Source organism: Shewanella loihica PV-4 (assembly GCF_000016065.1).
Taxonomy (GTDB): domain Bacteria; phylum Pseudomonadota; class Gammaproteobacteria; order Enterobacterales; family Shewanellaceae; genus Shewanella; species Shewanella loihica.
This window is the reverse complement of sequence record NC_009092.1, coordinates 3070028-3095591: the sequence shown is the minus strand read 5'-3', so window position 1 is coordinate 3095591 and position 25564 is coordinate 3070028. Positions and strand designations below refer to the sequence as shown.

The following is a 25564-nucleotide window of genomic DNA, read 5'->3' as shown; positions in this document are numbered from 1 at the left end:
GTGCCCTGTGTGTGACTCTGGTACTCTTTCAAGGTTGCTCTTTAAAGGTGACTTTTCAAGGCGACTCTTTCAAGGCGACTCTTTCACGGGAATAGTTCGCCGCATAAATATTAGAAAATTTGCTAACTAAATCAGAATCTTCTTATGTCAGAACCTCGTTTCGTGCACCTGCGCGTACACAGTGATTTTTCCATGTCTGATGGCCTCGCCAAGGTCAAGCCCATTCTCGCCAAGGCCAGTGAAGATCAGATGGCCGCACTGGCCCTGACCGACAACACCAACCTCTGCGGCCTGGTGAAGTTTTATGGCGGTTGTCACGGCGCTGGGATCAAGCCCATCGTAGGTTGTGACTTCTTCATGCTGGTGCCAGGATTCGAGGATGAGTTCTGTTCCCTGACCGTGCTGGCGATGAACAACGAGGGGTATAAGAACCTCACCCTGCTGATCAGTGATGCCTATCTGCGTGGCCATGTAAAAGACAGGGCGGTGATCGACCAGGCCTGGCTGGAGCGCTACAGCGAAGGGCTGATCCTGCTCTCCGGCGCCAAAGATGGCGACGTGGGCAAGGCGCTGCTCAAGGGTAACCAGGGCCAGGTGGACTCTCTGGTCGCCTTCTATCAGACCCATTTCCCCGACCGTTATTATCTCGAGCTTATCCGCACGGGTCGCCCCGATGAGGAGCGTTATCTGCATATGGCGGTCGAGCTGGCAGGCGAGAAAGACCTGCCCGTGGTCGCCACCAATCAGGTGGTGTTCATACAGCCTGAGCAATTCGAGGCCCACGAGATCCGCGTGGCCATCTCGGATGGTTTCACCCTGGCCGACCCAAGGCGGCCGCGCCGCTACAGCGAGCAGCAATATTTCCGCATTCAGGATGAGATGTGTGAGCTGTTTGACGATATCCCTGAGGCGTTGCAAAACAGCGTGGAGATCGCCAAGCGCTGTAACGTTACCGTGAGACTCGGTGAATACTTCCTGCCGAACTTCCCCACCGGCGATCTCTCCATCGAAGATTTTCTGGTCGAGGTCTCCAAGAAGGGCCTGGAGGAGCGTCTCGAGTTCCTCTTCCCTGATGAAGCACAGCGCGCCGAGCGCCGCGGCGAGTATGACGAGCGTCTCGATGTCGAGCTGACGGTAATTAACAACATGGGATTCCCCGGCTACTTCCTCATCGTGATGGAGTTCATTCAGTGGGGTAAAGACAACGGTATCCCTATCGGTCCCGGCCGTGGTTCGGGGGCGGGTTCTCTGGTGGCCTATGCCCTTAAGATCACCGATCTCGACCCGCTGGAATTCGACCTGCTGTTCGAACGTTTCCTTAACCCAGAACGTGTTTCCATGCCCGATTTCGACGTCGACTTCTGTATGGACAGACGCGACGAGGTGATCGACCACGTGGCCGAACTCTATGGCCGTGACGCCGTGTCGCAGATCATCACCTTCGGTACCATGGCGGCTAAGGCCGTGGTGCGTGACGTGGGCCGTGTACTGGGTCACCCCTATGGCTTCGTCGACCGTATCTCTAAGATGATCCCGGCCGAGCCCGGCATGACACTGGCCAAGGCGTTCGAGGCCGAGCCGGCACTGCCCGAGGCCTATGACGCCGACGAAGAGGTGAAAGATCTCATCGACATGTGCCGGGTGCTGGAAGGGGTCACACGTAACGCGGGTAAACACGCCGGGGGCGTGGTGATCGCGCCGACGGTGATCACTGACTTTGCGCCGCTCTACTGTGATGCCGAGGGCCACAACCCGGTTACCCAGTTCGATAAGAACGACGTAGAGACCGCCGGTCTGGTGAAGTTCGACTTCCTGGGTCTGAGGACCCTGACCATCATCGACTGGGCGTTGCAGATGATCAATCCGCATCTGGCGAAGCAGGGCAAAGAGCCGGTGCGTATCGAGGCGATCGTTTTGGATGACCCAGCCTCCTTCCGTCTGCTGCAGCGTTATGAAACCACCGCCGTGTTCCAGCTGGAATCTCGCGGTATGAAAGATCTGATTAAGCGCCTACAGCCTGACTGCTTCGAAGATATGATCGCACTGGTGGCCCTGTTCCGTCCCGGGCCGCTACAGTCGGGCATGGTAGATAACTTCATCGAGCGTAAGCACGGCCGTGAAGAGGTTTCTTATCCCGACCAGCAGTGGCAACACGAGAGCCTTAAGCCGATTCTGGAGCCCACCTACGGTATCATTCTCTACCAGGAACAGGTGATGCAGATCGCCCAGGTACTGGCGGGCTATACCCTGGGCGGCGCGGACATGCTGCGTCGTGCCATGGGTAAGAAGAAACCCGAAGAGATGGCCAAGCAGCGTAGTGTCTTCGAAGAGGGCGCGGTGAAGAACGGCGTCGACGGCGAGCTGGCGATGAAGATCTTCGACTTGGTGGAGAAGTTTGCCGGTTACGGCTTCAACAAGTCGCACTCGGCCGCCTACGCCTTGGTGTCCTACCAGACCCTCTGGCTCAAGACCCATTTCCCGGCGCAGTTTATGGCGGCGGTGATGTCGGCGGATATGGACAACACAGACAAGATCGTGACCCTGGTGGACGAGTGTGAGCGCATGGGCTTACCGCTGTTGCCGCCGGACGTCAACAAGGGCCTGTTCCGCTTCACCGTGGATGACGACCTCAACATCGTCTATGGCATCGGCGCCATCAAGGGCGTGGGTGAAGGCCCGGTGGAATCGATTCTGAAGGCGCGCGAGGATGGGCCTTTCATCGATCTGTTCGACTTCTGCGCCCGGGTCGATCTCAAGAAGCTTAATCGCAGAGTTATCGAGAAACTGATCTGCGCCGGCGCCTTGGATAACCTGGGGCCGCACCGCGCCGCCATGATGGCGACCCTGCCAGAGGCAATTCGCGCCGCGGATCAGCATGCCAAGGCCGAGGCGATTGGCCAGCACGACATGTTTGGCCTGCTCAACAGCGAGCCGGAAGACAACAAGCAGCAGTTTGTGCACTGCACGCCCTGGCCCGATAAGGTGTGGCTCGAGGGCGAACGGGATACCTTAGGTCTGTACCTCACCGGTCACCCGATTAATCAGTATCTCAAGGAACTGAAGCACTACACTTCGGGCAGGCTCAAGGATGTGCATCCCACCGAGCGGGGCAAGACCACCAAGGCTGCCGGGCTCGTGGTGGCGACCCGTGTGATGATGACCAAGCGCGGCTCCAAGATGGGCCTGGTCACCCTGGACGATAAGAGTGCCCGTTTGGAGGTGATGCTGTTTACCGAGGCCTTTGAGAAATTTGGTGAGCTGCTGGAGAAAGACAGGATCTTGATCGTCGAAGGGGAGGTGAGTTTCGATGACTTCTCCGGCGGCAATCGCATGACGGCCCGCAGCATCATCGATATGGGTGAGGCGCGCAGCCACTTCGCCCACGCGGTCGAGGTGGATCTGGACGGCGCTAGCATCACCCCAGAGTGGCTTGGCCAGTTCCAACAAGCGGTCGAGCCCTGGAAGGCGGGCAGTGTACCCTTGGTGATCAACTATGCCCAGCCTACCGCTAAGGCCCAGTTCAGGCTGGGGGATGAGTGGCGGGTGAATCCGACCGACGAGCTGATGCTGGCACTGGAGACGCTGACCGGGTCTGACAAGGTAAGGATCCTCTTCTAGATGGCGCCCGACAGCTTCTGTCCATTTGATGCCCTGACCCAGCTACTAGCGCGGGTGAAGCCTGCGGCTGGCATTAATTCTGGTAGTAGGCCAGCTACTAAGCCAGCTATGAAGTTAGTACTGGCATATAGTGGCGGGGTCGACTCAGAGGTGCTTGCCCATGGCCTGAGCCTATTTGCCAAGCAGCATCCCGAGTTTAATTATCTCCTGGTGCATGTGCATCATGGCCTCAGCGCCAATGCTGATAGCTGGCAGAGCCACTGTGAGCGCCGTGCCCGCGAGTATGGCTTGCCGATCAGCGTCAAGCGGGTGACAGTGGCTAGTGGCGCCCGCATTAGTCTCGAGGCCGCGGCCCGCGAGGCGAGATACGATGCGCTGCGAAGCGAGTTAGCCCCCGGCGATATCCTGCTCACCGCCCATCATCAGGACGATCAGTTAGAGACGCTATTACTGGCCCTCAAGCGTGGCCTCGGGCCCAAGGGACTGGCGGCCATGGGAGAGGTGCAGGCCTTTACCCCTGATAATCCACTCCTCAGGCCTCTGCTGACAAGCTCCCGCGCCCAGATAGAAGCCTTCGCCATGGCTGAAGGGCTTAGCCATATCGAGGATGAGAGTAATAAGGACAGTCGTTTCGACCGCAACTTTTTGCGCAATGAGGTGCTGCCGATCCTCACGGCGCGCTGGCCAGCCTTTGCCGCCACCGCCAGTCGCAGCGCTCAATTGTGCGCCGAGCAGCAGGCGTTGATCGACGAGGAGGTGAGTCTTTGCTTACCTGCCATGCTGCTAAGCGTGCCCCATAGTCAGGCGGCCGTGCTGGATCTTAAGGCGCTAGCAGAGCAGCCTGGGCGCTGGCGTCCCCATCTGCTGCGGGGCTTTATCGAGCATCGCGGCTTCCCTTTACCCTCGGCGGCGCAGCTGGGGGATATTTTGGCGCAGCTTGAGGCTAAAGACGATGCTCAGGTGGCGATTCGCATCAGATCTATGGTGCTGAGACGTTTTCAATACGCGCTCTATCTTGATCCTGTCGAGGTCGCCCCCAGAGTTGAGCAAGTGCTGCAAGGCCTGGATGAGGATGTGAGATCCCATGGCTCGACGTTAAGCTGGCCTATCGATAGCCAAAGCCAGCTTGTGGCGAACTGGAGCCTGACGGGCCCTAGGCTACGTCTAGCAAAGGCAGGCGAGGTGATGCTTCGTTTTGGCGCCTCTGGCAGCCTGCGCTGTCATCCCCATGGGCGGGATAAGGGGCGGGAGCTTAAGAAGTTGTGGCAAGAGTTTGCCGTGCCGCCTTGGGAGCGAGGGCGTATTCCGCTTATCTTTTCTGGCGAGCAATTAGTTGCCGCTGTGGGGCTCTGGGTGGATAAACGTTACTTGGCTGATGAAGGCGAGGGCGGCTGGCAGTTCAGCCTTGTCGAAGTTAATACCTAACATCTAATACCAATCATTCAATACCTAATATCTAGGCGGCAGGATGGCGCTATCCTGCCGGGTACCTTTCAAATCGCGACTTATATAAATTGGCGCATATAAATCGTCGCGAAACCTGTTCTAAAACCCTTTTAATCTCAGCTCAATTAGGTTCTCTATTCAGGATGCCACTCTAATCGACGCGGTAGCAGCGACGTCCGGCCGCCTTGGCGCGGTAGAGAGCCTTGTCTGCCCTGAGGTACAGGGTCTCGGCGTCATTGCCAAGCTGCCACTGGGCAAGGCCCATGCTGGTCTGCACCTGAAACTTGGTTAGCAGGCTATCGCCTTCCATCATGGCGAGGATCCGCTCACACAGCACGCTGGCCGCCTGGGTATCGCCTTCGATCAGCAGGGTAAACTCATCACCGCCTATGCGGAAGGCCTGATCGCTGTCGCGAATCGCCTGCTCAAGTGTGTGGCCGAATTGACTCAGCACCTCATCGCCCACCAGGTGGCCATACTTGTCATTCAGGCTCTTGAAGTTATCGAGATCCAGCACCACTAAGGTGATCGCATCCCCATGGCGTTGAGCGCGGGCCAGAACCTGCTTGAGGCTCTGCTCATAGTAGCGGCGGTTGCCCAGATGGGTGAGTGAGTCGTGCATCGCCTGTTTCGCCATCTGCTGGTAGGCGATGGCGTTTACCAAGGGACTCAGCAGCAGTGACTGCAACTGATATAGCAGCTCTGTCTGTGGCTTGATCAGCGGCGCCGACAGACGATAGGCGATGCTGATGCTCACCCCATCATGGCTAAGGTTTTGTTTTATTAGTAAACCTTGCTCACCGCCCCAGCTTAGCTGATACTCTTTATAGCACAGGGTGATCCCCAGCACTGGCAAGTGTTGTCCCATGAGTTTGCCGTAGCAGGCAAATACCGTCCGTGGATCTAGGCTCTCATGTAGCTGCTGCATGACGGTGACTAGATTAGGCGCACCGTTTGGCGCACCGACTGTATTGTGATGGTGATCTGGCTGATAGCGATATTCGTCAAACGAAAATTCTGTCGCTAAGGCAAAGTCCATAATCTTTACTCCACAATGTAACGGACTCGAGATAGGTTATATAAAGCAAAAAACGTGCCTAATACTAAATGATGAGTTTGTCTATATATGTCATTGAGTTAGTCTGGGGAAGGGGGGCTTAGTCGGTGACAGTATTTTGACTCTGGCAGCAAACTTGACGCTAGAGTTCGTGTCCAGGCAGATTTGGGCACACAGTTTTGGGCACACAGTTTTGGGTACACAGTTTTGGGTACACAGTTTTGGGTACACAGTTTTGGGAAGAGAGTATTTGAGGGAAGGCAGAGGAGCGCGCAGCGGTAATGGAACACAGCATACTGATTAAGATCCTGTTGATGTTGATGATGGCCATAGTGGCGATCGCCCTCTTTAGGCGGGCGGGCCTACCGGCTATCCTGGCCTATCTGATCACCGGAGTGATCAGCGGCCCTTCTGTGTTCAACTGGTTCACTCAGCAGCAGATCCACTCGGTGGCCGAGCTGGGGGTAGTACTGCTGATGTTCTCTCTAGGTCTCGAATTCTCGCTGCCCAGGCTGTGGGCCATGCGCCGCACCGTATTTGGCCTGGGTAGCGCCCAGGTGTTTGTCACCGCCGTCCTCACCATGTGCATCAGCATGCTACTGGGGCTTAATCTGAGCGAGTCCATCGTGGTGGGCTCGGCCATCGCTCTCTCCTCTACTGCCATCGTACTCAAGCTGCTCAACGAGCGTGGCTGGCTCAGGCGACGTCACGGTGAGCTGTCGGTGAGTGTCTTGCTGTTTCAGGATCTGGCCGTGGTGCCCCTGTTGATCCTCATGCCTCTGTTGGCCTCAGATGGCGAGATGCTGAGCTGGCATCAGATCTTGCTCGCCATGGGGGAGGGGGTATTAGCCTTCATCGCCCTGATGGCCGTGGGTAAGTGGGCGCTGCCTAAGGTGTTTGATGAGGTGGCGCGCTCGCGCTCCAACGAGCTATTTGTGCTCTCTACCCTGGTGGTGGCGCTGGTCACAGGCGCCCTGACCCAGTGGCTGGGGCTCTCCATGGCGCTGGGCGCCTTTATCGCCGGTATGCTGCTGGGGGAGAGCCAATACAAGCGTCAGCTGGAGGCGGACATACGCCCCTTCAGGGATCTGCTGATGGGGCTCTTCTTCATCTCTATCGGCATGTTGCTCGATTTTAGCCTAGTGATCACCTTCTGGTGGCAGGTACTGCTGCTGGTGGTGGCGGTGATCATCGCCAAGGCCTTGATTGTCTTTGGCCTGCTCAGGGCGGCCAAGGAGTCGTTTCGCACCTCTGTGGCTACTGCCATCAGCCTGGCGCAGGTGGGGGAGTTCAGTTTCGTGGTGCTGGCGCTGGCGGTCAACTATCAATTGCTAGAGATCACCGTCAGCACTAAGCTGGTGATGGTGGCCGTGCTGTCGATGGCGGTGGCTCCCTGGCTGGTGCGTCACAGCGTGGATATCGCCAGACGCCTGCATGGGGTCAAGTCGGTTAAGCAGGGCGGCCACGAGACTATTCCTATCCCGGAGCAGAGTAGCGACCTGGTGTTGATTCTGGGTTATGGCCGGGTGGGGCAGACCATAGCCCGTTTTATGAAGACGGAGGCGATCCCCTATCTGGTGCTCGACCGGGACCCCACCAGGGTGAGCGAGGCGCGCCGGGCGGGAGAGCCTGTCTATTTTGGCGATGTGGCCAAGCGGGCTATCCTCAAGCAGGCGCAGATCAAACAGGCCAAGTTGATCGTGCTCACCTTTACCAGCAGTCATGTGCTCGATGAGGTCTTGCCCCTGTGCCGTCAGCTGGCGCCCGAGGCCAAGATCTTGGTGAGAACCCGCGACGATGAGGGCATGGAGGCGCTGGAGGAGGCGGGCGCCAGTCAGGTGATCCCGGAAACCCTGGAGGGCAGCCTGATGTTGGTGTCTCAGGTGCTCTATCAGTGCGGCGTGCCCCTGACCCGGATCCTCAAGCGCCTCGAATATGAGCGGCGCAATCACTATCAATATCTGCATGGCTTCTTCTCCGGCGAGGAGACAGACTTTACCTTGGAGCTGCTGCACGCCGTGGCCCTGCCCAAAGGCGCCCAAGTGGTGGGCCAGCCGCTCTCGGCCATTCCTTGGGACAAGCTCAGGGTGGAGCTCAGGGCGGTGCGCCGCAGCGGCGCCGAGGTGGAAAGCCCTGAGCTTGACTGGCTCATTCGCCCCGGGGATATCCTCATCATTCTGGGTAAGCCAAGGCGCATTGAGAAGGCCGAGCATTACCTGCTTCAAGGCTAATGGGATAAGAGAGAGTAAAAGCATTATGGTACGACCAGCCCTGTTAATAGTGCTCTCTCCCTTGCTGCTGATGCAGGCGCTGTGGGTCAAGTGGCGCACGCCAAGGCTGCCCGAGCCTGATGGTGAACGCAGTGGTGAGTTGGGGGAAGGGAAGCCGCTTAGGCTGTTGATTCTAGGGGACTCGGCCGCGGCGGGCGTCGGCGTCTCCCACCAAGACAAGGCCCTGAGCGGTCAGCTCACTCGTCTGTTGGCGCCTCACTATCGCCTTAACTGGTGCTTACATGCCAAGTCGGGCATGACCACGGCTCAGACGCTCAAGTTTGTCCAGCAGGCACCAAATGGGGTCGATGTCATTCTTATCTCTCTGGGGGTCAACGATCTGCTCTCGCCCATCGACGTGCAGCGCTGGCTCGCCTCGACCGGCGCGCTGATAGGCGGTTTACTTGAGGCCTCACCCGGCGCAATGGTGCTGCTGACGCCGCTGCCGCCCCTGGGGAACTTTCCGAGGTTTAAACAGCCTCTCGCCGGTGTGTTGCGGCGACGGGAGGCGCGCTTTAATCGGGCGCTAGAGCAGTTTTGCCAAGAGAAAGCGGCCTGTCAGCTCCTGCCCCTCATGCTGCCTCTGACGCCAGACGCCCTAGCCAGCGATGGCTTTCACCCCAGTGCGGCCAGCTATCGTCTGTGGGCGGAATGCGCCAGTCAGGCGATCCTCGCCCGGCACCTTATTGAAGACACGCGTCCAGTCTAGTTAACGCCTATTGATAGTCTTTAGCGAATATTGAAGAAGGCCTTGATCTCATCTATCTGGCACATGGCATCCTGATAACCCAGGTTGATCAGCGCGCTGCAGTACGACTGCTCGAACAGCAGGTAAGAGACGATACTCGAGTCAGATTGCTGGTTGATGCCGATTAGCCGTAGCAGGGCCTTCACCGCCATCGGCATATCCTGATAGTGCTGGGCGGCGATGAGACTCAGATCCTCGCTGGGTTTTATCACCAGAGTATCTATGGTCTTTAGCGACGCCTCATGTCTGCGCTCCTTGGGGATCAGATTGAGTGTGCTGTTGATCCGCTGCAGACGCTCGAGATCGCTGTTTAACGTATCGGAGAAGATGGTATCGAGCAGGTGACCGGCTATGGTCGCCGTCTTGGGGTGGTGCTCAAACTCCTTGTGCACCTGCTTATGGGGGCTCTCCAGGTTGATCACCATGATCTTCTCCGCCCCCAGATGAATCGGGCTGCTCAGGGGCGCAAGCTGATGCACAGAGCCGTCACCATAATAGCCACGATTGAGCTTCACCGAGGGAAACACCAGGGGGATGGCGGCGCTGGCCAGCAGGTGTTCGGTATGAAGATGAGTGCGCTGGCCGCCACGGCGGGCGCGGTTCCACTCATCAATCTCCTTGGCGGCCTGAAAGAAGCTCACCGAGCGCGACGAGTTGTAGCAGGAGGTATCTACGCTCAGGGCATGCAGGGCGCCGTTGGCGATGTTGCGGTCGATCCGCTCGAAGTTAATCAGGTTGTTGAGCAGGTTTCTCAGGGGCTGGTTGTCGAACAGGCTGCCGGCTTCGGTGTTGATCTTCACATCCTGTAGCCCCATCAGCGCCATCTGCGCCAAGTGGGAAAAGATGCCGCCAAAAGAGGAGCGGTAGACCTTGTGAGTGCTAAAGTGGCGCCAGACCCACTCGAGCTTACGTACCCCGAGATGAAAACAGGAGGCATGGGTCGCGATAGAGGTGCCGTTGATGGCGCCCGCAGAGGTGCCGCAGATGATCTTAAAGGGCACGCCGTGGTTACGGGGATAGAACTGTACTATCGCCTTGAGTACCCCGACCTGGTAAGCGGCGCGCGCACCGCCGCCCCCTAACACCAACGCTGTCTTATCTGGCAACTGAGTTCCCTCTGAATGAATTCTATTGTGTCGCCGCCTGGCGGCAAGTCTTGTGGTTGCGCTGGCCTGGACCAGCCTGTCATTTTTATATGTTTTGCCAAGTTAGCTATGTCCTGCAATTGGATACGTCCCTTAGCGCTGTCTCGCTTACAATGACCAAGGCCGATATTGATTAGAATATGTGAGCCGTGAGCCATGTTCAAGCCAGTGTCCCTGGATGATTTTCTCGCCCCTACGGCGTAGCTTCTAGGGCCTTTTGGTGTTAACAGGCTGCGATTAGGCCTCAATACGCCATCTCTAGCACAAATAATAGGGTGATGACCTAGATAATAAGTCTATATTGACTCAAGTCTCTGTGGCCGCTTTTGGCGTCTCAATGTCGCTATCTACTTGTAATGTAAATGTTAACTGACAAGTTGTCCCTCGACCATGGGTTTTGGGGCTGTTTGATAATCTCTAAGGTTCGCGTAGACTGGAAATGAGTACATATGAGGGATCAAACATGTTACAGCCACTAAAAATAATAATAGCTGATGATCATCCACTGTTTCGGCAAGCACTCGTAAACACCCTAACCACTCAGTTCGATCAGCCTATGCTGTTTGAGGCGGAAACGGTGACGGCACTGGATGAGATCTTAACCCAGCATCAGGATGCAGACCTGCTCTTATTGGATCTGAATATTCCTAATGCGCATGGATTCAATACCTTAGTCAATATTCGTAACAGCTATCCCCACATAGGGATAGTGGTGATCTCCGGCCAGGAAGATAAAGTCACTGTGGGTAAGGCGATGTCCTTCGGCGCGGCGGGCTTTATTCCCAAATCCTCGCCGGTCGAGCAGATGGTCAAGGCGATCAATGCCGTGATGGCCGGTCGCCAGTGGACGCCGCCGGGGTGTGAGGATCTTAGCGCCGTGACCCTGGATAGCATGAGTAGCAAGATAGCCAGCCTGTCACCGCGTCAGCACAAGATCCTGATGATGTTTGCCGACGGCCTGCTCAACAAGCAGATCGCCTATGAGTTAGGTCTGTCAGAGGCTACTATTAAGGCCCACGCCAGCGCCATCTTCCTCAAGCTTGGGGTACATACCCGCACTCAGGCGGTGATCGCCATGAGTCAGCTCTATCTGGACAAGACGCCGCTGACCGCCGCGGTGGAAGAGGTCTAGTCGTTTAGGGCTTACAGGTTCCTCACATTTAATAAAAACGCCCCGCAGCGGTTTATGTCTGAAGCGGGGCGTTTGCTTTTAATCGGTCAGCGGGTCCACCAGGTTAAAGTGGGGGCTCGGCTGGGCCGAATAGTTGTTGTGCAGGCTGTTGGCCAGGGTAGCGCTCATCACGGCGCGCAGGGCGATGGGCTTGATGATCTTACGCAGATAGCCATAACCCAGCTCCTTGGTGCGCTGCACCACCTCCTCGTCTATGGTGGCGGTGATCAGAATCGCCGGAATGGGGCGGCTGGAGAGGGCCTGTAGCTCGGCCATGAGATCCAGGCCGTTCAGGTTGTTATCCAGCTGATAGTCCATCAGCACTATGTCTATCTTACCGGCAAACTGGCTGACACAGGCCTTGGCTTGCTGCGCCGAGGAGGCGGTATGCACCAGACACTTCCAGCCCTTCAATAGCTCCTCCATGCCCGCCAACACATTGGGGTCGTCATCGACGCACAGCACCTTGACGCCGTTGAGTGTAAGGATATCCGGCTGGCTGGTCTGCTCCTCCACAAGTTTTGGTTGGGCGACACTTAGGCTCAGGCTGAAGATACTGCCCTGATTGACCTGTGATGACAGGGTAAGCCGATGCTGCATCAGCTCCGCCAGCCCCTGGGCGATATTCAGCCCCAGTCCCAGGCCGTTAACGCCCTCATGGCCCGAGTGCTGCAAACGGGTAAACTGCTCGAAGATCACCGCCTGCTTATCGGCGGGGATCCCAGGGCCATCGTCTACCACCTGGATGGCGATGGTGTCGCCGTGGCGGCGACAACCCAGCAGGATACGGCCGCCGCCGGCGTAACGAAACGCGTTGCTGATCAGGTTCTGCAGTATGCGTCTGAGCAGCACCTTGTCGCTGCGCACCCAGAGCTTGGTCTTGATGCACTTAAACTCAGCCTGTGTGGTGCTGGCCATGGCGCTGAACTCCTCCACCAGGGAGTCGAGCACCTCCTGCAGGGCAAACTCTGTGATCTCGGGCACTACAGTGCCACCCTCGATGCGCGACACCTCGTTGAGATCCAGCAGCAGCTCGTTGGCCACCTGCAGGGCGTTGTCGATATAGCCTATCTGCTGCTTCTGTTTGTTGGACAGCTGCCCGCCCTGGACGAAGGCGGAGGAGAAGAGGCGCGCCGCCGACAGTGGCTGCAGCAGATCATGGCTACAGGCCTTGAGATACTGACTCTTTTTCTGGTGCGCCTGTTCTACCTTCTGTAGCGCCTCGGCCAGCTCTTCGTTGGACTTGGCCAGCTGCAGGTTGGCCTGTTCGAGTCGCTTGGTGCGCTCAAATACCCTGGCTTCCAAGTCTAAGTTTTTCTCTTTCAGCAGTTTCTCCGCCTCACGGTACATGCTGATGTCGGAGAAGATCATCACGAAGCCGCCGCCGGGTATGGGATTGCCCTGGATGCGAATCGTCTTGCCGTCGGGCTGGATGCGCTCGGTGGCGTGGCGGCTCCCCTGGCGCAGGAAGTTGAGGCGCCGCTCCACCTGTTCATCCAAGTTGGGAATATAGCCCTTGCCGAACTTGAGGTTGTACTCGATCAGCTGGCGCACCGGGCAGCCGATGTAGACGAGGTCGTCCGGGTAGTTAAACAGGCTGAGGTATTGCTGGTTCCAGGCCACCAGGTTGAGGTCTTTATCGATCACAGAGATCCCTTCGCTGGCGTTCTCGATGGCGCTGTGCAGCACGCTGCGACTGAACTCCTTGCGATGGCTGGAGGCTTCCTCTACCAGCTGGGCCACATCCTCTATGGCGATGTCGCGGCCATGGAGGGCGCAGGAGAGCACCAGGCGCGCCGAGGCTGAGCCCATGACGCTGGCGAGCATGTTTTCGGTAAAGAAGATCAAGGCCTGATTATGGGCGTTCTTGTCCTGAATTGGCTGGGGCTGACAGGAGAAGAAGGAGTAGAAGCCCTGGGCGGCCTTGTCCTTGCCGACGAAGCGGGCCACCAGTAGCTCAAGCTCGGTCGGGTTCACATGCTTGGGCACCTCGGGCAGCGCCTTGTCGAGCTCGGGCCGCTCGATGAAGTGACCTATCTGCATCTGCTCGTGCACGCTCTGGCGGGTAAAGGAGGAGACTAGCCAGATGGCCATCACGTTGACAAACAGACCCACCAGAGTTGCCATCGTCGTCATCGAATAACCGCTGCCGGCGAAGGGGTGACCGTAGAGACCCAGCTGCGGCAACAGGTTAAGCACCAGCCAGAGGGCGAAGCCGCTGGAGATCCCAACCAATACGCCGATCAGCGTGACCCGACGCCAGAGGAAGGCGGCAAACAGCGCAGGGCCTATCTGGGCGATGGCGCCGAAGGCTACCTCACCTAAAGAGGCCAGTGTGTCGGGCGGGGCGATGAGGAACATGCCATAGCTCATGAAGATCACCAGCAGTACCAGCGCCTTGCGGATATTAAGCAGGTGCGAGCGGAACTTGTGGAAGTCATTGCTCTGTATATTGTTGATCTTAAATAGGGTCGGGAAGACGATCTCGTTACTCAGCATGGTACTCAGGGCGATGGTGGAGATGATCACCATAGAGCTGGCCGCCGAGATGGCGCCGAGAAAACTAAACAGCCCCAGCCAGATATCGCCGCTGAAGACAGGCAGAAACAGCACATAGGCGTCGCTCTGTAGCGAGTCGCCATAGAGGATGTTGCCCGCCTGACCCAATGGCGTGGCGAAGAAGGCAAACACTAGCACATAGAGGGGGAAGGTCCAGCGGCTCCAGAGCACATGCTTCTGTGATTTCAGCTCGACGATCAACACCTGGAACTGCCTCGGCAGACAGAGAAATGCCGACATCACGATAATCAACAGGCCAAACAGCGAGATGAAGTTGGGGTAATTAAACTCCGCCTCTAGGGGCTTGATCTCCGTCGCCTGGCGCCAGATATCCATAGGCGAGTCGAACAGGAAGAAGGAGACGAAGATGCCTATGGTGAGGTAGGCGATAAGCTTCACGAAGGACTCGAAGGCGATGGCCAGCATCATGCCCGGATGGCGCTCGGTCACGTCGATGGCGCGTACCCCGAACACTATGGTGAAACCGGCGAGGATCAGGCTCACCACCAGGCCCAGCTGCCAGGAGGAGAGCAGGTGATCTTGCCGCAATATCTCATAGGAGTTAACGATCGCCTTCTGCTGCAACGCGATATAGGGCAGGGTGCCGAACAGGGCGACGAAGGTGACTACCACCGCCAGCAAGGGCGACTTGCCGAAACGGGCCGCCAGCAGATCGGCAATCGAGGTGATGTTGAGCTTGAGACAGACGCGGATCACCCGCTGGATAAAGGGCCAGGCGAAGATAAACAGCAAGATAGGCGCGATATAAACCGGCAGATAGGCGAAGGAGTTATTGGCAGCCTGTCCGGCGGTGCCGAGAAAGCCCCAGGAGGTACAGTAGACCCCCAGCGACAAGGAGTAGATGATGGTGTGCTGCCCGGCAAACCACTTGCCGCGGTACTTGTCACCCAGAAATGCCATTAAAAACAGCAGGCCGATATAGCTGATGCTGATGGCAACCAATAGCCAGTTTGGGAACATCTGTCACTTATCCTATCTTTTCAGGAGCTTATCTCGCCATCCCGGCTCGCTCCTTTTATTTTGTTATTCAAGCCAACATATCACAGTTAAGGTGAAAGTCGGCATTTACGGCCATCGACTTAAGTATTAGTGCTTACTGCCTAATCCTCGGGTATTGCGCCCTATGGCCTACTACCGCTGCATTACTACCTATTCCCAATTGAGGCCAAGGAGGCATTTCTCCATCTTGGAGGCAACCACAAAAGGGGATAATCAAGATGCTCACATCAACAATAAAAAAACTCACACTCGCAACTTCACTCGGTCTGATGGCCAGTTCTGCCATGGCAGGTTATGACTTTAACGTCGGCGACGACGGCAAGCTGTCTTTCGGCGGCTACCTCAAGGTCGATGCCCGCTATGTTAACGGCGATGTCGCCTATCGCGACTTCTGGATCGGTACCGGCACGCCGCTCGAAGAGAGCGCGTCACAGTTCCGTATCTTCGCCAACGAGTCTCGTTTCAATACCAAGTATGTTCACGGCGACGTGATGGGTTTCATCGAGATGGATTTCCTCGGCGGTGGCGGCAATCAGGTGGTGTCTAACTCGGCCCATCCACGTCTGCGTCACGCCTTCATCAAGTATAAAGACTTAACCGTGGGTCAGACCTGGACCACCTTCATGAACACCAGTGCCATCCCGGAAACCGCCGACTTCGCCGGTGCCACGGTTGGTCTGGCCTTCGTGCGTCAGGGCCAGATCCGCTACGACATGGGCGGCTTCCAGGTCTCTATCGAGAACCCTGAGAGTGACGGCGGCGATACCGCCAACGACGATCTGCCAGATGTAGTAGCCCGTTATAACTTCAAGGGCGACTGGGGTAACGTCTCCATCTCGGCGCTGGGTCGCAGGCTCAACACCCTGGGTGGCAACAGCGAGACCGCCTTCGGTGGCTCGATTGCCGGTCGCATCAACACCTTCGGCAAAGATGACCTGCGCTTCCAGTTCCACCAAGGGGAAGTGGGCCGTTACGTGGGCCTGGGGGTGACTAAAGATCTTATCGGCGAAGAGGTGGAAACCAGCACCTCTTACCTGGCCGCCTACCGCCACTACTGGACAGACACCCTGCGCAGCACCTTCCTCTATGGCCGCATCGAGACCGACAAGTCAGATGCCGATCGCAGCCAGTGGAGCGTCAACCTGTTCCAGAACCTGACACCGGCTCTGGCCGTGGGTATCGAAGTGGGTAACTTCGCCCTGGATGACCAGAAGGTCGATTCTAACTACGCACAGTTCTCAATGCGTTACGCCTTGTAAGTGCTCTTGGGGGAGGGCCTCCTCCCCGCTTTTTTTACCCGTTTAGTTTCGCTAGGGGCCTGGCCCCTGGCACTCACCGCCGAGACACCCAGGCAGAGCCGTTTAAAGGAGTAGGGTTGTGAAAGATACCATTTTAACTGTCGATCAGATCTCGCTCGCATTTGGTGGGGTAAAGGCCCTGACCGATGTGAGCTTCGAGGTCGAGCGCGGCGCCGTGTTTTCGATTATCGGTCCTAACGGGGCGGGTAAGACCTCGATGCTCAACAGCATCTCGGGGCGCTACCGTCCGCAGAAGGGGACAATTCATTTCGATAATCAGGATGTCACCCATCTCAGACCCAATGCCCGGGCCGATCTCGGCATAGGCCGTACCTTTCAAAACCTCGCCCTGTTTGGCCACATGTCGGTGCTGGACAACATCATGGTGGGTCGTCACCACCTGATGAAGAACAACTGGCTCACCGGCCCACTGTATTGGGCCTCACCGGCGCAGAAAGAGGAGCTGGCCCATCGCCGTCAGGTGGAGGAGATCATCGACTTTCTCGACATCTCCCATGTGCGCAAATCCATCGCTGGCACTCTCTCTTACGGCCTGCGCAAGCGGGTCGAGCTGGCGCGCGCCATGGCGCTCAACCCTAAGCTTATCCTGCTCGACGAGCCGATGGCGGGAATGAACCTGGAGGAGAAGGAGGATATGGCCCGCTATATCCTGGATCTCAACGAGGAGTTCGGCATTACCGTGGTGATGATTGAACACGACATGGGGGTGGTGATGGATATCTCCCATGAGGTGATGGTGCTCGATTTCGGTAAGAAATTGATCTCTGGCCTGCCCGAAGCGGTGATGGCCGACGAGCACGTGAGACAGGCCTATCTCGGCCTTGAAGATGACGAGCAATTACAAGAGGTTGGCTAATGACTCAGGTAAATAATGCGTCGACGGCGCGGGCCTTCGACATGGGTTCACTCGATACCTTTCCCAAGATCCTGCGCCATAATGCGGCCAACTGGGGTAAAGAGATTGCCATGCGCGAGAAGGAGTTCGGCATCTGGACCGAATTTAGCTGGCAAGATTATCACAACCGGGTGAAGTGGATGGCGCTGGCCTTCGACCACCTGGGCATCAAATCGCACAGCACCATAGCCTTGCTGGGCGAGAACCGTCCCGAGTGGGTCTGGGGCGAAGTGGCGGCCCATGCGCTGGCTTGCTTTTCCTTGGGGATTTATCAAGACTCGCTGCACGAAGAGGTGGCCTACCTGCTTAACCGCAGCGAGGCCCAGGTGATCGTCGCCGAAGATGAGGAGCAGTGCGACAAGCTGCTGGAGCTGGGCGACAGCATCCCCTCGGTGAAATATATCGTCTACTGTGACCCTCGCGGCATGCGCAAGTACGACGACCCACGTCTTATCAGCGTCGAAGAGATCTATCGTCTCGGCCAAGAGGTGGATAACACCCAGCCGCGCCACTACGACAACCTGGTGGATGCGGGCAAGGCCGAGAACATCGCCATCTACTGCACCACCTCGGGCACCACCTCTAAACCTAAGATTGTCTTGCTGCAGGGCAGTAAGTTTATCGACCATTGCTGCTCTTATCTGCGGGCCGATCCCCGCGCGCCGGGAGACAACTATGTCTCCGTGCTGCCGCTGCCCTGGATCATGGAGCAGGTCTACGCCGTGGGCCAGGCGCTCATTGCCCGTCAGATCGTCAACTTCGTCGAAGAGCAGGAAACCATGATGGCGGATCTGCGCGAGATAGGCCCAAGCTTCGTCTTGCTGGCCCCAAGGGTGTGGGAAGGGATCCTCGCCGATGTGAAGGCGCGCATGATGGACTCGACCCCGCTCAAGCAGAAGTTGTTCGATTTTGCTATGAAGCGCGCCGAGCAGCGACTTGCCGAGGGCAGACGCTCTAAGCTGGCCGACATCATCTTGATGAAGGCGCTGCGCGACCGTCTAGGGTTTTCCTTCCTCAAGTCGGCGGCTACCGGCGGCGCGGCCATGGGGCCGGATACCTTCAAGTTCTTCCAGGCGATCGGCGTGCCGCTGCGTCAGCTCTATGGCCAGACCGAGATGTGCGGCGCCTACACCATACACGACGAACATGACGTGGATTACGACACCGTGGGCGTGGCCTTCGATACCGCCGAGCTTAAGGTGATCAACACCGACAGCGAAGGGGTGGGCGAGGTGATCGCCAGAACCGTGGGCATGTTCAACGGCTATCTGGGCGATCAGACGGCCTATGATGAAGATGTCAAAGATGGCTGGATGCACACGGGGGATGCCGGTTATTTCAAGCCCTCGGGCCACCTGGTGGTGATCGACCGCATCAAAGATCTGGCCAAGACCAGCCAGGGCATTCAGTACTCGCCGCAATATATCGAGAACAAGCTTAAGTTCTCCTCCTTCATCGGTGAGGCGGTGATCTTAGGTAAGGACAAGCCCTATCTGTCGGCCATCCTCTGTATCCGTTTCAGCATCGTCTCCAAGTGGGCCGAGCAGCAGGGACTGGCCTTCACCAACTACACCAACCTGTCGAGTCTGCCAGAGGTGTATCAGCAGCTACAGGCCGAGGTGGAGCGGGTGAACGAGACCCTGCCCGATGCGCAGAAGATCAACAAGTTTATCTTGCTTTACAAGGAGCTGGACGCCGATGACGGCGAGCTGACCCGTACCCGTAAGGTGAGACGCGGGGTGATAGCCGACAAGTATGGCGAGATCATCGAGGCCATCTATGGCGACCAGTCCCATGTGGATATCGACACAGTGATCACCTTCCAGGATGGGACTAAGTCGCGCATCCAAACCCAAGTCAAGGTGGCGACCGTGATCGCCCCGCGTCAGTCCATTGAGGGCGAGGCGAGTCAAAGGAGAGCATCATGAATTTTGAACTCTTAATTCAATTAATTATCAACGGCCTGATCGTCGGCCTGCTGTATGGCGTGGTGGGCATGTGTTTCGTGCTGGTGTACAAGTCGACCCAGATCGTTAACTTTGCTCAGGGGGAGTTTCTGCTGGTGGGGGCTTGGGTCTGCTGGGCGTTCCTGACCTATTTCCAGCTGCCCTTTTTCGTCGGCTTCCTCTTCACCCTCTGTTTCATGGCGGTGTTTGGCGTGCTCTTACAGATGATAGTGCTGCGCCCCATGATAGGCGAGCCGATCATCTCGGTGATCATGGTAACTATTGGCCTGTCTATCTTCTTCCAGTCGCTGACCAAGTGGATCTTCGGCGTGTCGCCCCAGAGCTATCCTCAGGTGTTCGACACTCAGTCCATCGCCATCTTCGGCCTGAACATAGAGCTGGCTTATTTGATGAGTACTGTGATCGCGATACTCATCATGGCGGCCTTCTTCCTCTTCTTTAAGTACTCCAAGCACGGTCTGGCGATGCGCGCCACGGCGTTTGACCAGCAGGTGGCCCAGAGCCTGGGGATCTCGGTCAAGCAGGTGTTTGCCATGAGCTGGGGCATCGCCGCCACAGTATCGGCCACCGCCGGTGTGGTGATCGGCATGGTCAACGGTGTGTCTGATTCGCTCTCCACCATAGGCATCAAGGTGTTCCCCGCGGTGATCCTGGGCGGGCTGGACTCCATCGTCGGCGCCATCGTCGGCGGCGTGGTGATAGGCGTGCTGGAAAACATCGCCGAGTTCTTCGACAGCCAGTGGCTGCATATCGGCAACATGTACGACATCGCGCCTTTCTATGTCTTGCTGGTGATCCTCTGGTTCAAGCCTTACGGCCTGTTCGGCACCCGTGATATCGAGCGAATTTAAGGAGCATTGCCATGACACAGCTAATTGCGTTCGACCCTATTGCAGTTCAAGGAGTTTTCTATGTCTAGTTTAGCGATGCGCCCGTGCGGGGATTTTCGCACCAGCTATAAGGCTGACAACACGATTTTTGAAACCAAGACCATACGCCTGGTGACCTGTCTGGTGATCGCGCTGGCCTGCGCCGCGCCTCTGGTATTGGATGGTTATTTTCTGACCCTGTTTATTCAGATCTCATACTTAGGTATCGCCGCCCTGGGGCTGAATATCCTGGTGGGCTTTACCGGGCAGATATCCCTTGGCCACGGCGCCTTCTTCGGCTTCGGCGCCTTCGCCTCGGCCTGGCTCAACACCAGCTTTAACATCCCTGTGGTGTTTTGTATTCCGCTGGCGGGCTTTCTCACTATGGGCGTGGGCATGATGTTTGGCATGCCGGCAGCAAGGATCAAGGGGCTCTATTTGGCCATCGCGACCCTGGCGGCCCAGTTCATCATTCAGGACTTCTTCGGCCGCGCCGAGTGGTTCTCGGGTGGTTCGTCTGGGGCCATGGCGGCGCCGGTGAGCCTGTTTGGTTTCGATTTCGACACCGACATGAGCTTCTACTTCATCGCCCTGTTTGCCCTGGTGTTCATGTATATCTGGGGCTGCAACCTGATGCGCAGCCGCGACGGCCGCGCCTTCGTGGCGGTGCGCGACCACTATCTGTCGGCCGAGATCATGGGGGTCAAGCTCAATAAGTATCGTTTGTTGTCCTTCGGCATCTCCTCTTTCTACGCCGGCATAGGTGGCGCCCTGTATGCCCACTACCTGGGGTATGTCTCCTCCGAGGGCTTCACCATCTTAATGTCGATTCAGTTCCTGGCCATGGTGATCATCGGCGGCCTGGGCTCTATCAAGGGCACCCTGATGGGCGTGGTCTTCATGGTGCTGCTGCCTGAGGTGTTAGAGGGCATGGTGGGACTGATGAAGTATACCGACTACGGCAACCTGCCTATGGTCACCGACGGCCTGGCCTACATCAAGGAGATGGCTATCGGCCTGGTGATTATCCTGTTCCTCATCTTCGAACCCGAGGGACTGGCCCATCGCTGGGGACAGATTAAGAACTATTGGAAGTGTTACCCCTTCGCCTACTAAGTCGAGGGCTAATGAAATTGATGTAAAACCGACACAGTTTGAATAGCAATGAGCGTTGATCCTGGCTGTAGCGCTGCGTTAACCGCATTCAATCTATCTGGATCATGTTGAAGGAAGATAACGATGACTAAAAAAATACTACTTAGCACCACGCTTGCTTGTTTCGCCTTCGCCTCGGGCGCTGCCCAGGCCGAAGACACGGTTTTTGTTGGCCACCTGGCCGACATGTCTGGCCCCACGGCCTTCGTGGGTAAGCCATACGCCGACGGCGTGCGTGATGCCCTGGCCTATATCAATGCCCATGGTGGCATCGACGGCACTAAGCTGGAATATGAGACCATAGACTATGCCTACAAGGTGCCTCAGGCGATCGCCTCTTACAAGAAGTGGCTGTCGCGCAAGAACATGGTGGCCATGCAGGGTTGGGGCACGGCCGATACCGAGGCGCTGATCTCCTTTGCCGCCAAGGATAAGACGCCTATCTTCTCAGCCTCTTACTCTGGTCATCTGACCGATCCTCAGGGCAAGAACCCGAACACCACTAAGCCGGCGCCATATAACTTCTTCTACGGCGCATCTTACTCTGACGCCTGTCGCGGCCTGGTGCAGTGGGCGGCTGAAGATTGGAAGGCCAAGGGCGGACAGGGCAAGCCTAAGTTTACCCATATCGGCGCCAACCATCCTTTCCCTAACGCGCCGAAAGAGGCCTGCGCCGAGTACGCCACCGAGCTGGGCTTCGACGTGCAGCCATCCGTGGTGATCTCCATGAAGCCGGGTGACTTTAAGGCCCAGTGTTTGAGCCTCAAGAGCTCAGGCACCAACTATGGTTATATCGGCAACCTCGGGGGCTCGGTGCAGTCGCTGATCAAGTCTTGCGACACTGTCGGCACCGATATCCAGTTCATGTCCAACATCTGGGGCGGCGACAAGCTGGTGTTCAAGGCCGCCGGTGAAGGGGTGAAGAACTATATCTTCCCGACCATGACGCCGTTCTGGACCGACGATGTGCCGGGCATGAAGCTGGTACGCGAGATCTCTAAGATGTCTGACAGCACGGGCAAAGAGGAACGTCTGCACCACTATATTCGCGGCGTCTGCTCGACCTACTTCATGAAGGAGTCGATGGAGTGGGCCAAGGCGCACGGCGGTATCACAGGTGAGAACGTCAAGAAGGGCATGTATGTGCACAAAGACTGGGTGCCTAAGGGGCTAGAGGGCGTCTGCCTGGCAGCTACCTGGACGCCGGAAGATCACCGCGGTATCAACCAGGTCAACATCTACAAGGGTAACTTTAACCATGGCGATATCAAGGTCGAGAAGGTCAGTCAGGTGACCCTCGAGCGCCGCGTCGACTGGTTAGGCTACTAATCTCTTTTCCCTGCGCCGGGTAAGCCCATCTTGCCCGGCCCGCTTCTTGACCTTGGAGTTGTTATGACACAAGCAGTGCAGTTAAAGCCCGAGACACCACTTCTCGCTATCAACAATATCGAAGTGGTCTATGACGATGTGATCCAGGTGCTACGCGGCGTGAGCATAGAGGTGCCACAGGGCGAGATAGTGACCCTACTGGGCCCCAACGGCGCCGGTAAGTCCACCACCCTCAAGGCGATCTCCGGCTTGCTAAAGACAGAAAATGGCGAGGTGTCTCGCGGCGACATCCACTTCATGGGCGAGCGAATCGACGTGAAGAACGCCGATGACGTGGTGCGCTCCGGCCTGTTTCAGGTGATGGAGGGACGTCGCATTGTCGAGGATATGACGGTGATCGAAAACCTCAAATTAGGGGCCTACACCCGCCGTGACGGTCAGGTGAATCAGGATATCGAGATGGTATTCAACTACTTCCCGCGCCTCAAGGAGCGTACCGGGCTGGCGGGTTACCTGTCGGGCGGTGAGCAGCAGATGTTGGCCATCGGCCGCGCCCTGATGGCGAGACCTAAGATGATCTGCCTGGATGAACCCTCCATGGGGCTGTCGCCTCTGCTGGTAAAAGAGGTGTTTGGCATCATAGAGAAGATCAATCGCGAGCAGGGTATAACCATGCTGCTGGTGGAGCAGAACGCTAACTACGCCCTCAAGGCGGCCAACTATGGCTACATCATGGAGTCGGGCAAAATCGTACTCGACGGCACCAAGGCGCAGCTGCTCAACAACGAAGATGTGAAGGAGTTCTATCTGGGGGGCGGCAACGAGACCCGTAAGAGCTTCAAAAACTTAAAGTCGTACAAACGCCGTAAGCGTTGGCTGTAGGGAGGCAATATGGCCGATTATTTCAAACCCGAAGAGGCGCTTGCGCCCGAGCAGCGCGAGCAGCAGCTGATGGCGGCGCTGCCCGAGCAGCTCAGCTATGCCAAGGCAAACTGCCGCTATTACGCCGAGCTATTGACCGATATCGAGGTGAGCAGCATCGATAGCCGTGAGGCGCTGGCGACCCTGCCCATCACCCACAAGGCAGACCTTATCGCCCTGCAGGCCAAACTGCCGCCTTTTGCCGGCATGACGCCAAGAAAGCCCAGCGGGCGCATCTTTCAGTCACCCGGGCCCATCTATGATCCCGAGTGTGACGGCCACGACTGGTGGCGCATGGGGCAGGCCTTCTTCGCCGCCGGATTTCGAGCAGGCGACCTGGTGCAAAACTGCTTGGCTTATCATCTGACGCCCGGCGGCTTCATCATGGACTCGGGCGCCAGGGCCTGTGGCTGCACCGTTATCCCGGCAGGGCCTGGGCAGAGCGAGATGCAGCTGGACCTTATCGCCTCGCTTAAGCCAAATGGCTACTGCGGCACCCCCTCGTTTCTTAATATCTTGCTGGAGAAGGGTAAAGCCCTGAGTAAGGATACCAGTTCCATCACCAAGGCACTGGTGTCGGGTGAGGTGTTAACCCCCTCCCTCAAGGCCAGCTTCGAGGCGGCGGATATCGACGTCAAGCAGGCCTATGTCACCGCCGATATTGGCCTTATCGCCTTCGAGAGCGTCTCGGGTGAAGGCCTGGTGGTTGCCGAAGATATCATCGTCGAGATAGTGCGGCCCGGCACCTTAACTCCTGTGCCCGAAGGCGAGGTAGGCGAGGTGGTGGTCACCAGCTTTAACCGCGACTATCCGCTAGTGCGCTTCGCCACCGGCGACTTGTCGGCCATCATGCCGGGCACGAGTGCCTGCGGCCGCACCAATGTGCGCATCAAGGGCTGGATGGGCCGCGCGGATCAGACCACTAAGGTGAAGGGCCTGTTTGTCCATCCCGAGCAGGTGGAGCGAATTCGCCGCCGTCATCCGGGCATTGTGAAGGTGCGCTTAGTCGTCACCCGTCAGCAGGACAACGATCTGATGCGTCTGCTGTGCGAGGTGGATGAGGCGACGGGGCCACAGCTGGATATCGCCGCCGTGCAGGACTCGATCCGCGCCGAGACCCAACTGTCGGGGGAGGTGGCGCTGGTGGCGCCAGGGGCGCTGGCGGATGATGGGGTGGTGATTGAGGATCAGAGGTAGCGCCCTAGTGTAGCTTTTAGAGTAAGCGCTAATTCTGAATAATGTTAATGCTCGACCTTGGATGGGGTTGGGCATTGTTGTTTTTGGCTTCCTCTTAGGGGGGCGTCTGGCAGCTTGGGTGCTGGGAGGATTTCTGAAGGTCGTACCTTCATGGCAACCTAGCGCCTGCCCGGCGAGTGCTGTACATGGAAGTACGAATGTCGTGATTCAAGGTGATCGCGTTTGGTGGTATTAGAATTGATTAGGTGTTTGAAAGTCGTACCTTCATGGCTACCTAACGCCTGCCCGGCGAGGGCTGTGCAAGTACGCTTTTGGCACACTGTAAATATGTCCCTATACGCTCCACGGCGGCGTCCATGCCGCCGAGGGCCAAAAGCGTGCTTACACTGTGTATTCAACGTTTCTTCGATTTAGCTGTGTGGGTGTGATTAAGGTGTGAAAGCTAACTGATTTTGCCTCAAAATGAGTTAAACGGTGTCGGTGGATTTGCAACGAACGGACTCTTTGGTCTAGAGATTTCTATCGTTACGCTGTGTGGTGTAATTCACTACTCCCCATTAAAAACTGGATAAGTACACAGTCATATTTAAATCATAAGGATTTTGAACGATTTTCATCCTGTATTCGTGCGCATTTTCTCACTCCTACTTAATCAAATACCATTAAAATTAATCACTTAAACTATTCGTTAAGTGGATAATAGGTTTGGAAAACGCGCATGCGCGTTTTTCCAGATGGTATATTTAGCAAAATGCTGATAAGTTCATTGTATACAGATAGTTAACTATGCGCGTTTTAACTGGTCCAACGAGGTAAACGCGCATGCGCACTAATAAAATGTTAGCCGTTTCGACAAAAAATATGAGTATTGAAGGTGA

General features: G+C 56.9%; 16 protein-coding genes. 13 read left to right on the top strand and 3 right to left on the bottom strand.

Annotation, left to right across the window (positions count from 1 at the left end; genetic code table 11):
* The first annotated feature begins 144 nt into the window (after positions 1 to 144).
* Together dnaE and tilS are read left to right on the top strand one after the other, a co-directional pair.
* Positions 145 to 3618, top strand: a complete 3474-nt coding sequence (gene dnaE, locus SHEW_RS13560) for a DNA polymerase III subunit alpha (RefSeq protein WP_011866417.1) — start codon at positions 145 to 147, stop codon at positions 3616 to 3618.
* Between the two features lie 108 nt (positions 3619 to 3726).
* The gene (tilS, locus tag SHEW_RS13555; protein ID WP_223294716.1) at positions 3727 to 5043 is read left to right on the top strand and encodes a tRNA lysidine(34) synthetase TilS; all 1317 of its coding nucleotides are present in this window, start codon (positions 3727 to 3729) and stop codon (positions 5041 to 5043) included.
* 172 nt (positions 5044 to 5215) lie between these two features.
* On the opposite strand, the gene dgcS is transcribed toward tilS, so the two are convergent.
* On the bottom strand, positions 5216 to 6103 hold the full coding sequence (dgcS, locus tag SHEW_RS13550) for a diguanylate cyclase DgcS (protein ID WP_011866415.1): 888 nt from the start codon (positions 6101 to 6103) through the stop codon (positions 5216 to 5218).
* Positions 6104 to 6402: 299 nt separating this feature from the next.
* Between dgcS and SHEW_RS13545 the strand changes: the two genes are divergently transcribed.
* Positions 6403 to 8352 carry a monovalent cation:proton antiporter family protein gene (locus SHEW_RS13545; RefSeq protein WP_011866414.1) on the top strand — a complete coding sequence of 650 codons (1950 nt, stop codon included), beginning with the start codon at positions 6403 to 6405 and terminating at the stop codon, positions 8350 to 8352.
* 25 nt (positions 8353 to 8377) lie between these two features.
* Positions 8378 to 9100, top strand: a complete 723-nt coding sequence (locus tag SHEW_RS13540) for an SGNH/GDSL hydrolase family protein (RefSeq protein ID WP_049766531.1) — start codon at positions 8378 to 8380, stop codon at positions 9098 to 9100.
* A gap of 20 nt (positions 9101 to 9120) precedes the next feature.
* Here SHEW_RS13540 and SHEW_RS13535 read toward each other — a convergent pair whose 3' ends face one another.
* Positions 9121 to 10245, bottom strand: coding sequence for a patatin-like phospholipase family protein (locus tag SHEW_RS13535; protein ID WP_011866412.1), 1125 nt, complete (start codon positions 10243 to 10245; stop codon positions 9121 to 9123).
* A gap of 502 nt (positions 10246 to 10747) precedes the next feature.
* Here SHEW_RS13535 and SHEW_RS13530 point away from each other — a divergent pair.
* Positions 10748 to 11416 (top strand): response regulator transcription factor, encoded by a 669-nt coding sequence (locus SHEW_RS13530; RefSeq protein WP_011866411.1) that lies wholly within the window; start codon positions 10748 to 10750, stop codon positions 11414 to 11416.
* Between the two features lie 78 nt (positions 11417 to 11494).
* Here the strand turns inward: SHEW_RS13530 and SHEW_RS13525 are convergent, their stop codons facing one another.
* Entirely contained in the window at positions 11495 to 14995 is a 3501-nt protein-coding gene (locus SHEW_RS13525; RefSeq protein WP_011866410.1) for a PAS-domain containing protein, read from the bottom strand.
* A 257-nt stretch (positions 14996 to 15252) separates the two neighbouring features.
* On the opposite strand from SHEW_RS13525, the gene SHEW_RS13520 reads away from it, so the two are divergent.
* The 8 genes from SHEW_RS13520 to SHEW_RS13485 all read left to right on the top strand — a co-directional run bounded on the left by SHEW_RS13520 (position 15253) and on the right by SHEW_RS13485 (position 24686).
* Positions 15253 to 16293 (top strand): DcaP family trimeric outer membrane transporter, encoded by a 1041-nt coding sequence (locus SHEW_RS13520; protein ID WP_011866409.1) that lies wholly within the window; start codon positions 15253 to 15255, stop codon positions 16291 to 16293.
* Positions 16294 to 16411: 118 nt separating this feature from the next.
* Positions 16412 to 17209, top strand: a complete 798-nt coding sequence (locus SHEW_RS13515) for an ABC transporter ATP-binding protein (protein WP_011866408.1) — start codon at positions 16412 to 16414, stop codon at positions 17207 to 17209.
* Entirely contained in the window at positions 17209 to 19176 is a 1968-nt protein-coding gene (locus SHEW_RS13510) for a long-chain fatty acid--CoA ligase (protein ID WP_011866407.1), read from the top strand. Before SHEW_RS13515 ends, SHEW_RS13510 begins: the two co-directional genes overlap by 1 nt.
* Positions 19173 to 20066, top strand: a complete 894-nt coding sequence (locus SHEW_RS13505; RefSeq protein WP_011866406.1) for a branched-chain amino acid ABC transporter permease — start codon at positions 19173 to 19175, stop codon at positions 20064 to 20066. Before SHEW_RS13510 ends, SHEW_RS13505 begins: the two co-directional genes overlap by 4 nt.
* 60 nt (positions 20067 to 20126) lie before the next feature.
* A complete protein-coding gene (locus tag SHEW_RS13500; RefSeq protein WP_011866405.1) occupies positions 20127 to 21200 on the top strand; it encodes a branched-chain amino acid ABC transporter permease in 1074 nt (357 codons plus the stop codon).
* Positions 21201 to 21323: 123 nt separating this feature from the next.
* The gene (locus SHEW_RS13495; RefSeq protein WP_011866404.1) at positions 21324 to 22568 is read left to right on the top strand and encodes an ABC transporter substrate-binding protein; all 1245 of its coding nucleotides are present in this window, start codon (positions 21324 to 21326) and stop codon (positions 22566 to 22568) included.
* A 63-nt stretch (positions 22569 to 22631) separates the two neighbouring features.
* Complete coding sequence (locus SHEW_RS13490) at positions 22632 to 23450, top strand: ABC transporter ATP-binding protein (RefSeq protein WP_011866403.1); 819 nt, start codon at positions 22632 to 22634, stop codon at positions 23448 to 23450.
* A 9-nt stretch (positions 23451 to 23459) separates the two neighbouring features.
* On the top strand, positions 23460 to 24686 hold the full coding sequence (locus SHEW_RS13485) for a phenylacetate--CoA ligase family protein (RefSeq protein WP_011866402.1): 1227 nt from the start codon (positions 23460 to 23462) through the stop codon (positions 24684 to 24686).
* Positions 24687 to 25564: the final 878 nt, after the last annotated feature.

What these genes read in the sequence shown, in the direction of transcription:
- SHEW_RS13520 (WP_011866409.1), top strand. Translation starts at nt 15,253, where the DNA reads ATGCTCACATCAACAATAAAAAAACTCACACTCGCAACTTCACTCGGT.
- dgcS (WP_011866415.1), bottom strand. Translation starts at nt 6,103, where the DNA reads ATGGACTTTGCCTTAGCGACAGAATTTTCGTTTGACGAATATCGCTAT.
- SHEW_RS13495 (WP_011866404.1), top strand. Translation starts at nt 21,324, where the DNA reads ATGACTAAAAAAATACTACTTAGCACCACGCTTGCTTGTTTCGCCTTC.
- SHEW_RS13545 (WP_011866414.1), top strand. Translation starts at nt 6,403, where the DNA reads ATGGAACACAGCATACTGATTAAGATCCTGTTGATGTTGATGATGGCC.
- SHEW_RS13505 (WP_011866406.1), top strand. Translation starts at nt 19,173, where the DNA reads ATGAATTTTGAACTCTTAATTCAATTAATTATCAACGGCCTGATCGTC.
- SHEW_RS13500 (WP_011866405.1), top strand. Translation starts at nt 20,127, where the DNA reads ATGTCTAGTTTAGCGATGCGCCCGTGCGGGGATTTTCGCACCAGCTAT.
- SHEW_RS13485 (WP_011866402.1), top strand. Translation starts at nt 23,460, where the DNA reads ATGGCCGATTATTTCAAACCCGAAGAGGCGCTTGCGCCCGAGCAGCGC.
- SHEW_RS13540 (WP_049766531.1), top strand. Translation starts at nt 8,378, where the DNA reads ATGGTACGACCAGCCCTGTTAATAGTGCTCTCTCCCTTGCTGCTGATG.
- SHEW_RS13530 (WP_011866411.1), top strand. Translation starts at nt 10,748, where the DNA reads ATGTTACAGCCACTAAAAATAATAATAGCTGATGATCATCCACTGTTT.
- SHEW_RS13525 (WP_011866410.1), bottom strand. Translation starts at nt 14,995, where the DNA reads ATGTTCCCAAACTGGCTATTGGTTGCCATCAGCATCAGCTATATCGGC.
- SHEW_RS13510 (WP_011866407.1), top strand. Translation starts at nt 17,209, where the DNA reads ATGACTCAGGTAAATAATGCGTCGACGGCGCGGGCCTTCGACATGGGT.
- dnaE (WP_011866417.1), top strand. Translation starts at nt 145, where the DNA reads ATGTCAGAACCTCGTTTCGTGCACCTGCGCGTACACAGTGATTTTTCC.
- SHEW_RS13490 (WP_011866403.1), top strand. Translation starts at nt 22,632, where the DNA reads ATGACACAAGCAGTGCAGTTAAAGCCCGAGACACCACTTCTCGCTATC.
- tilS (WP_223294716.1), top strand. Translation starts at nt 3,727, where the DNA reads ATGAAGTTAGTACTGGCATATAGTGGCGGGGTCGACTCAGAGGTGCTT.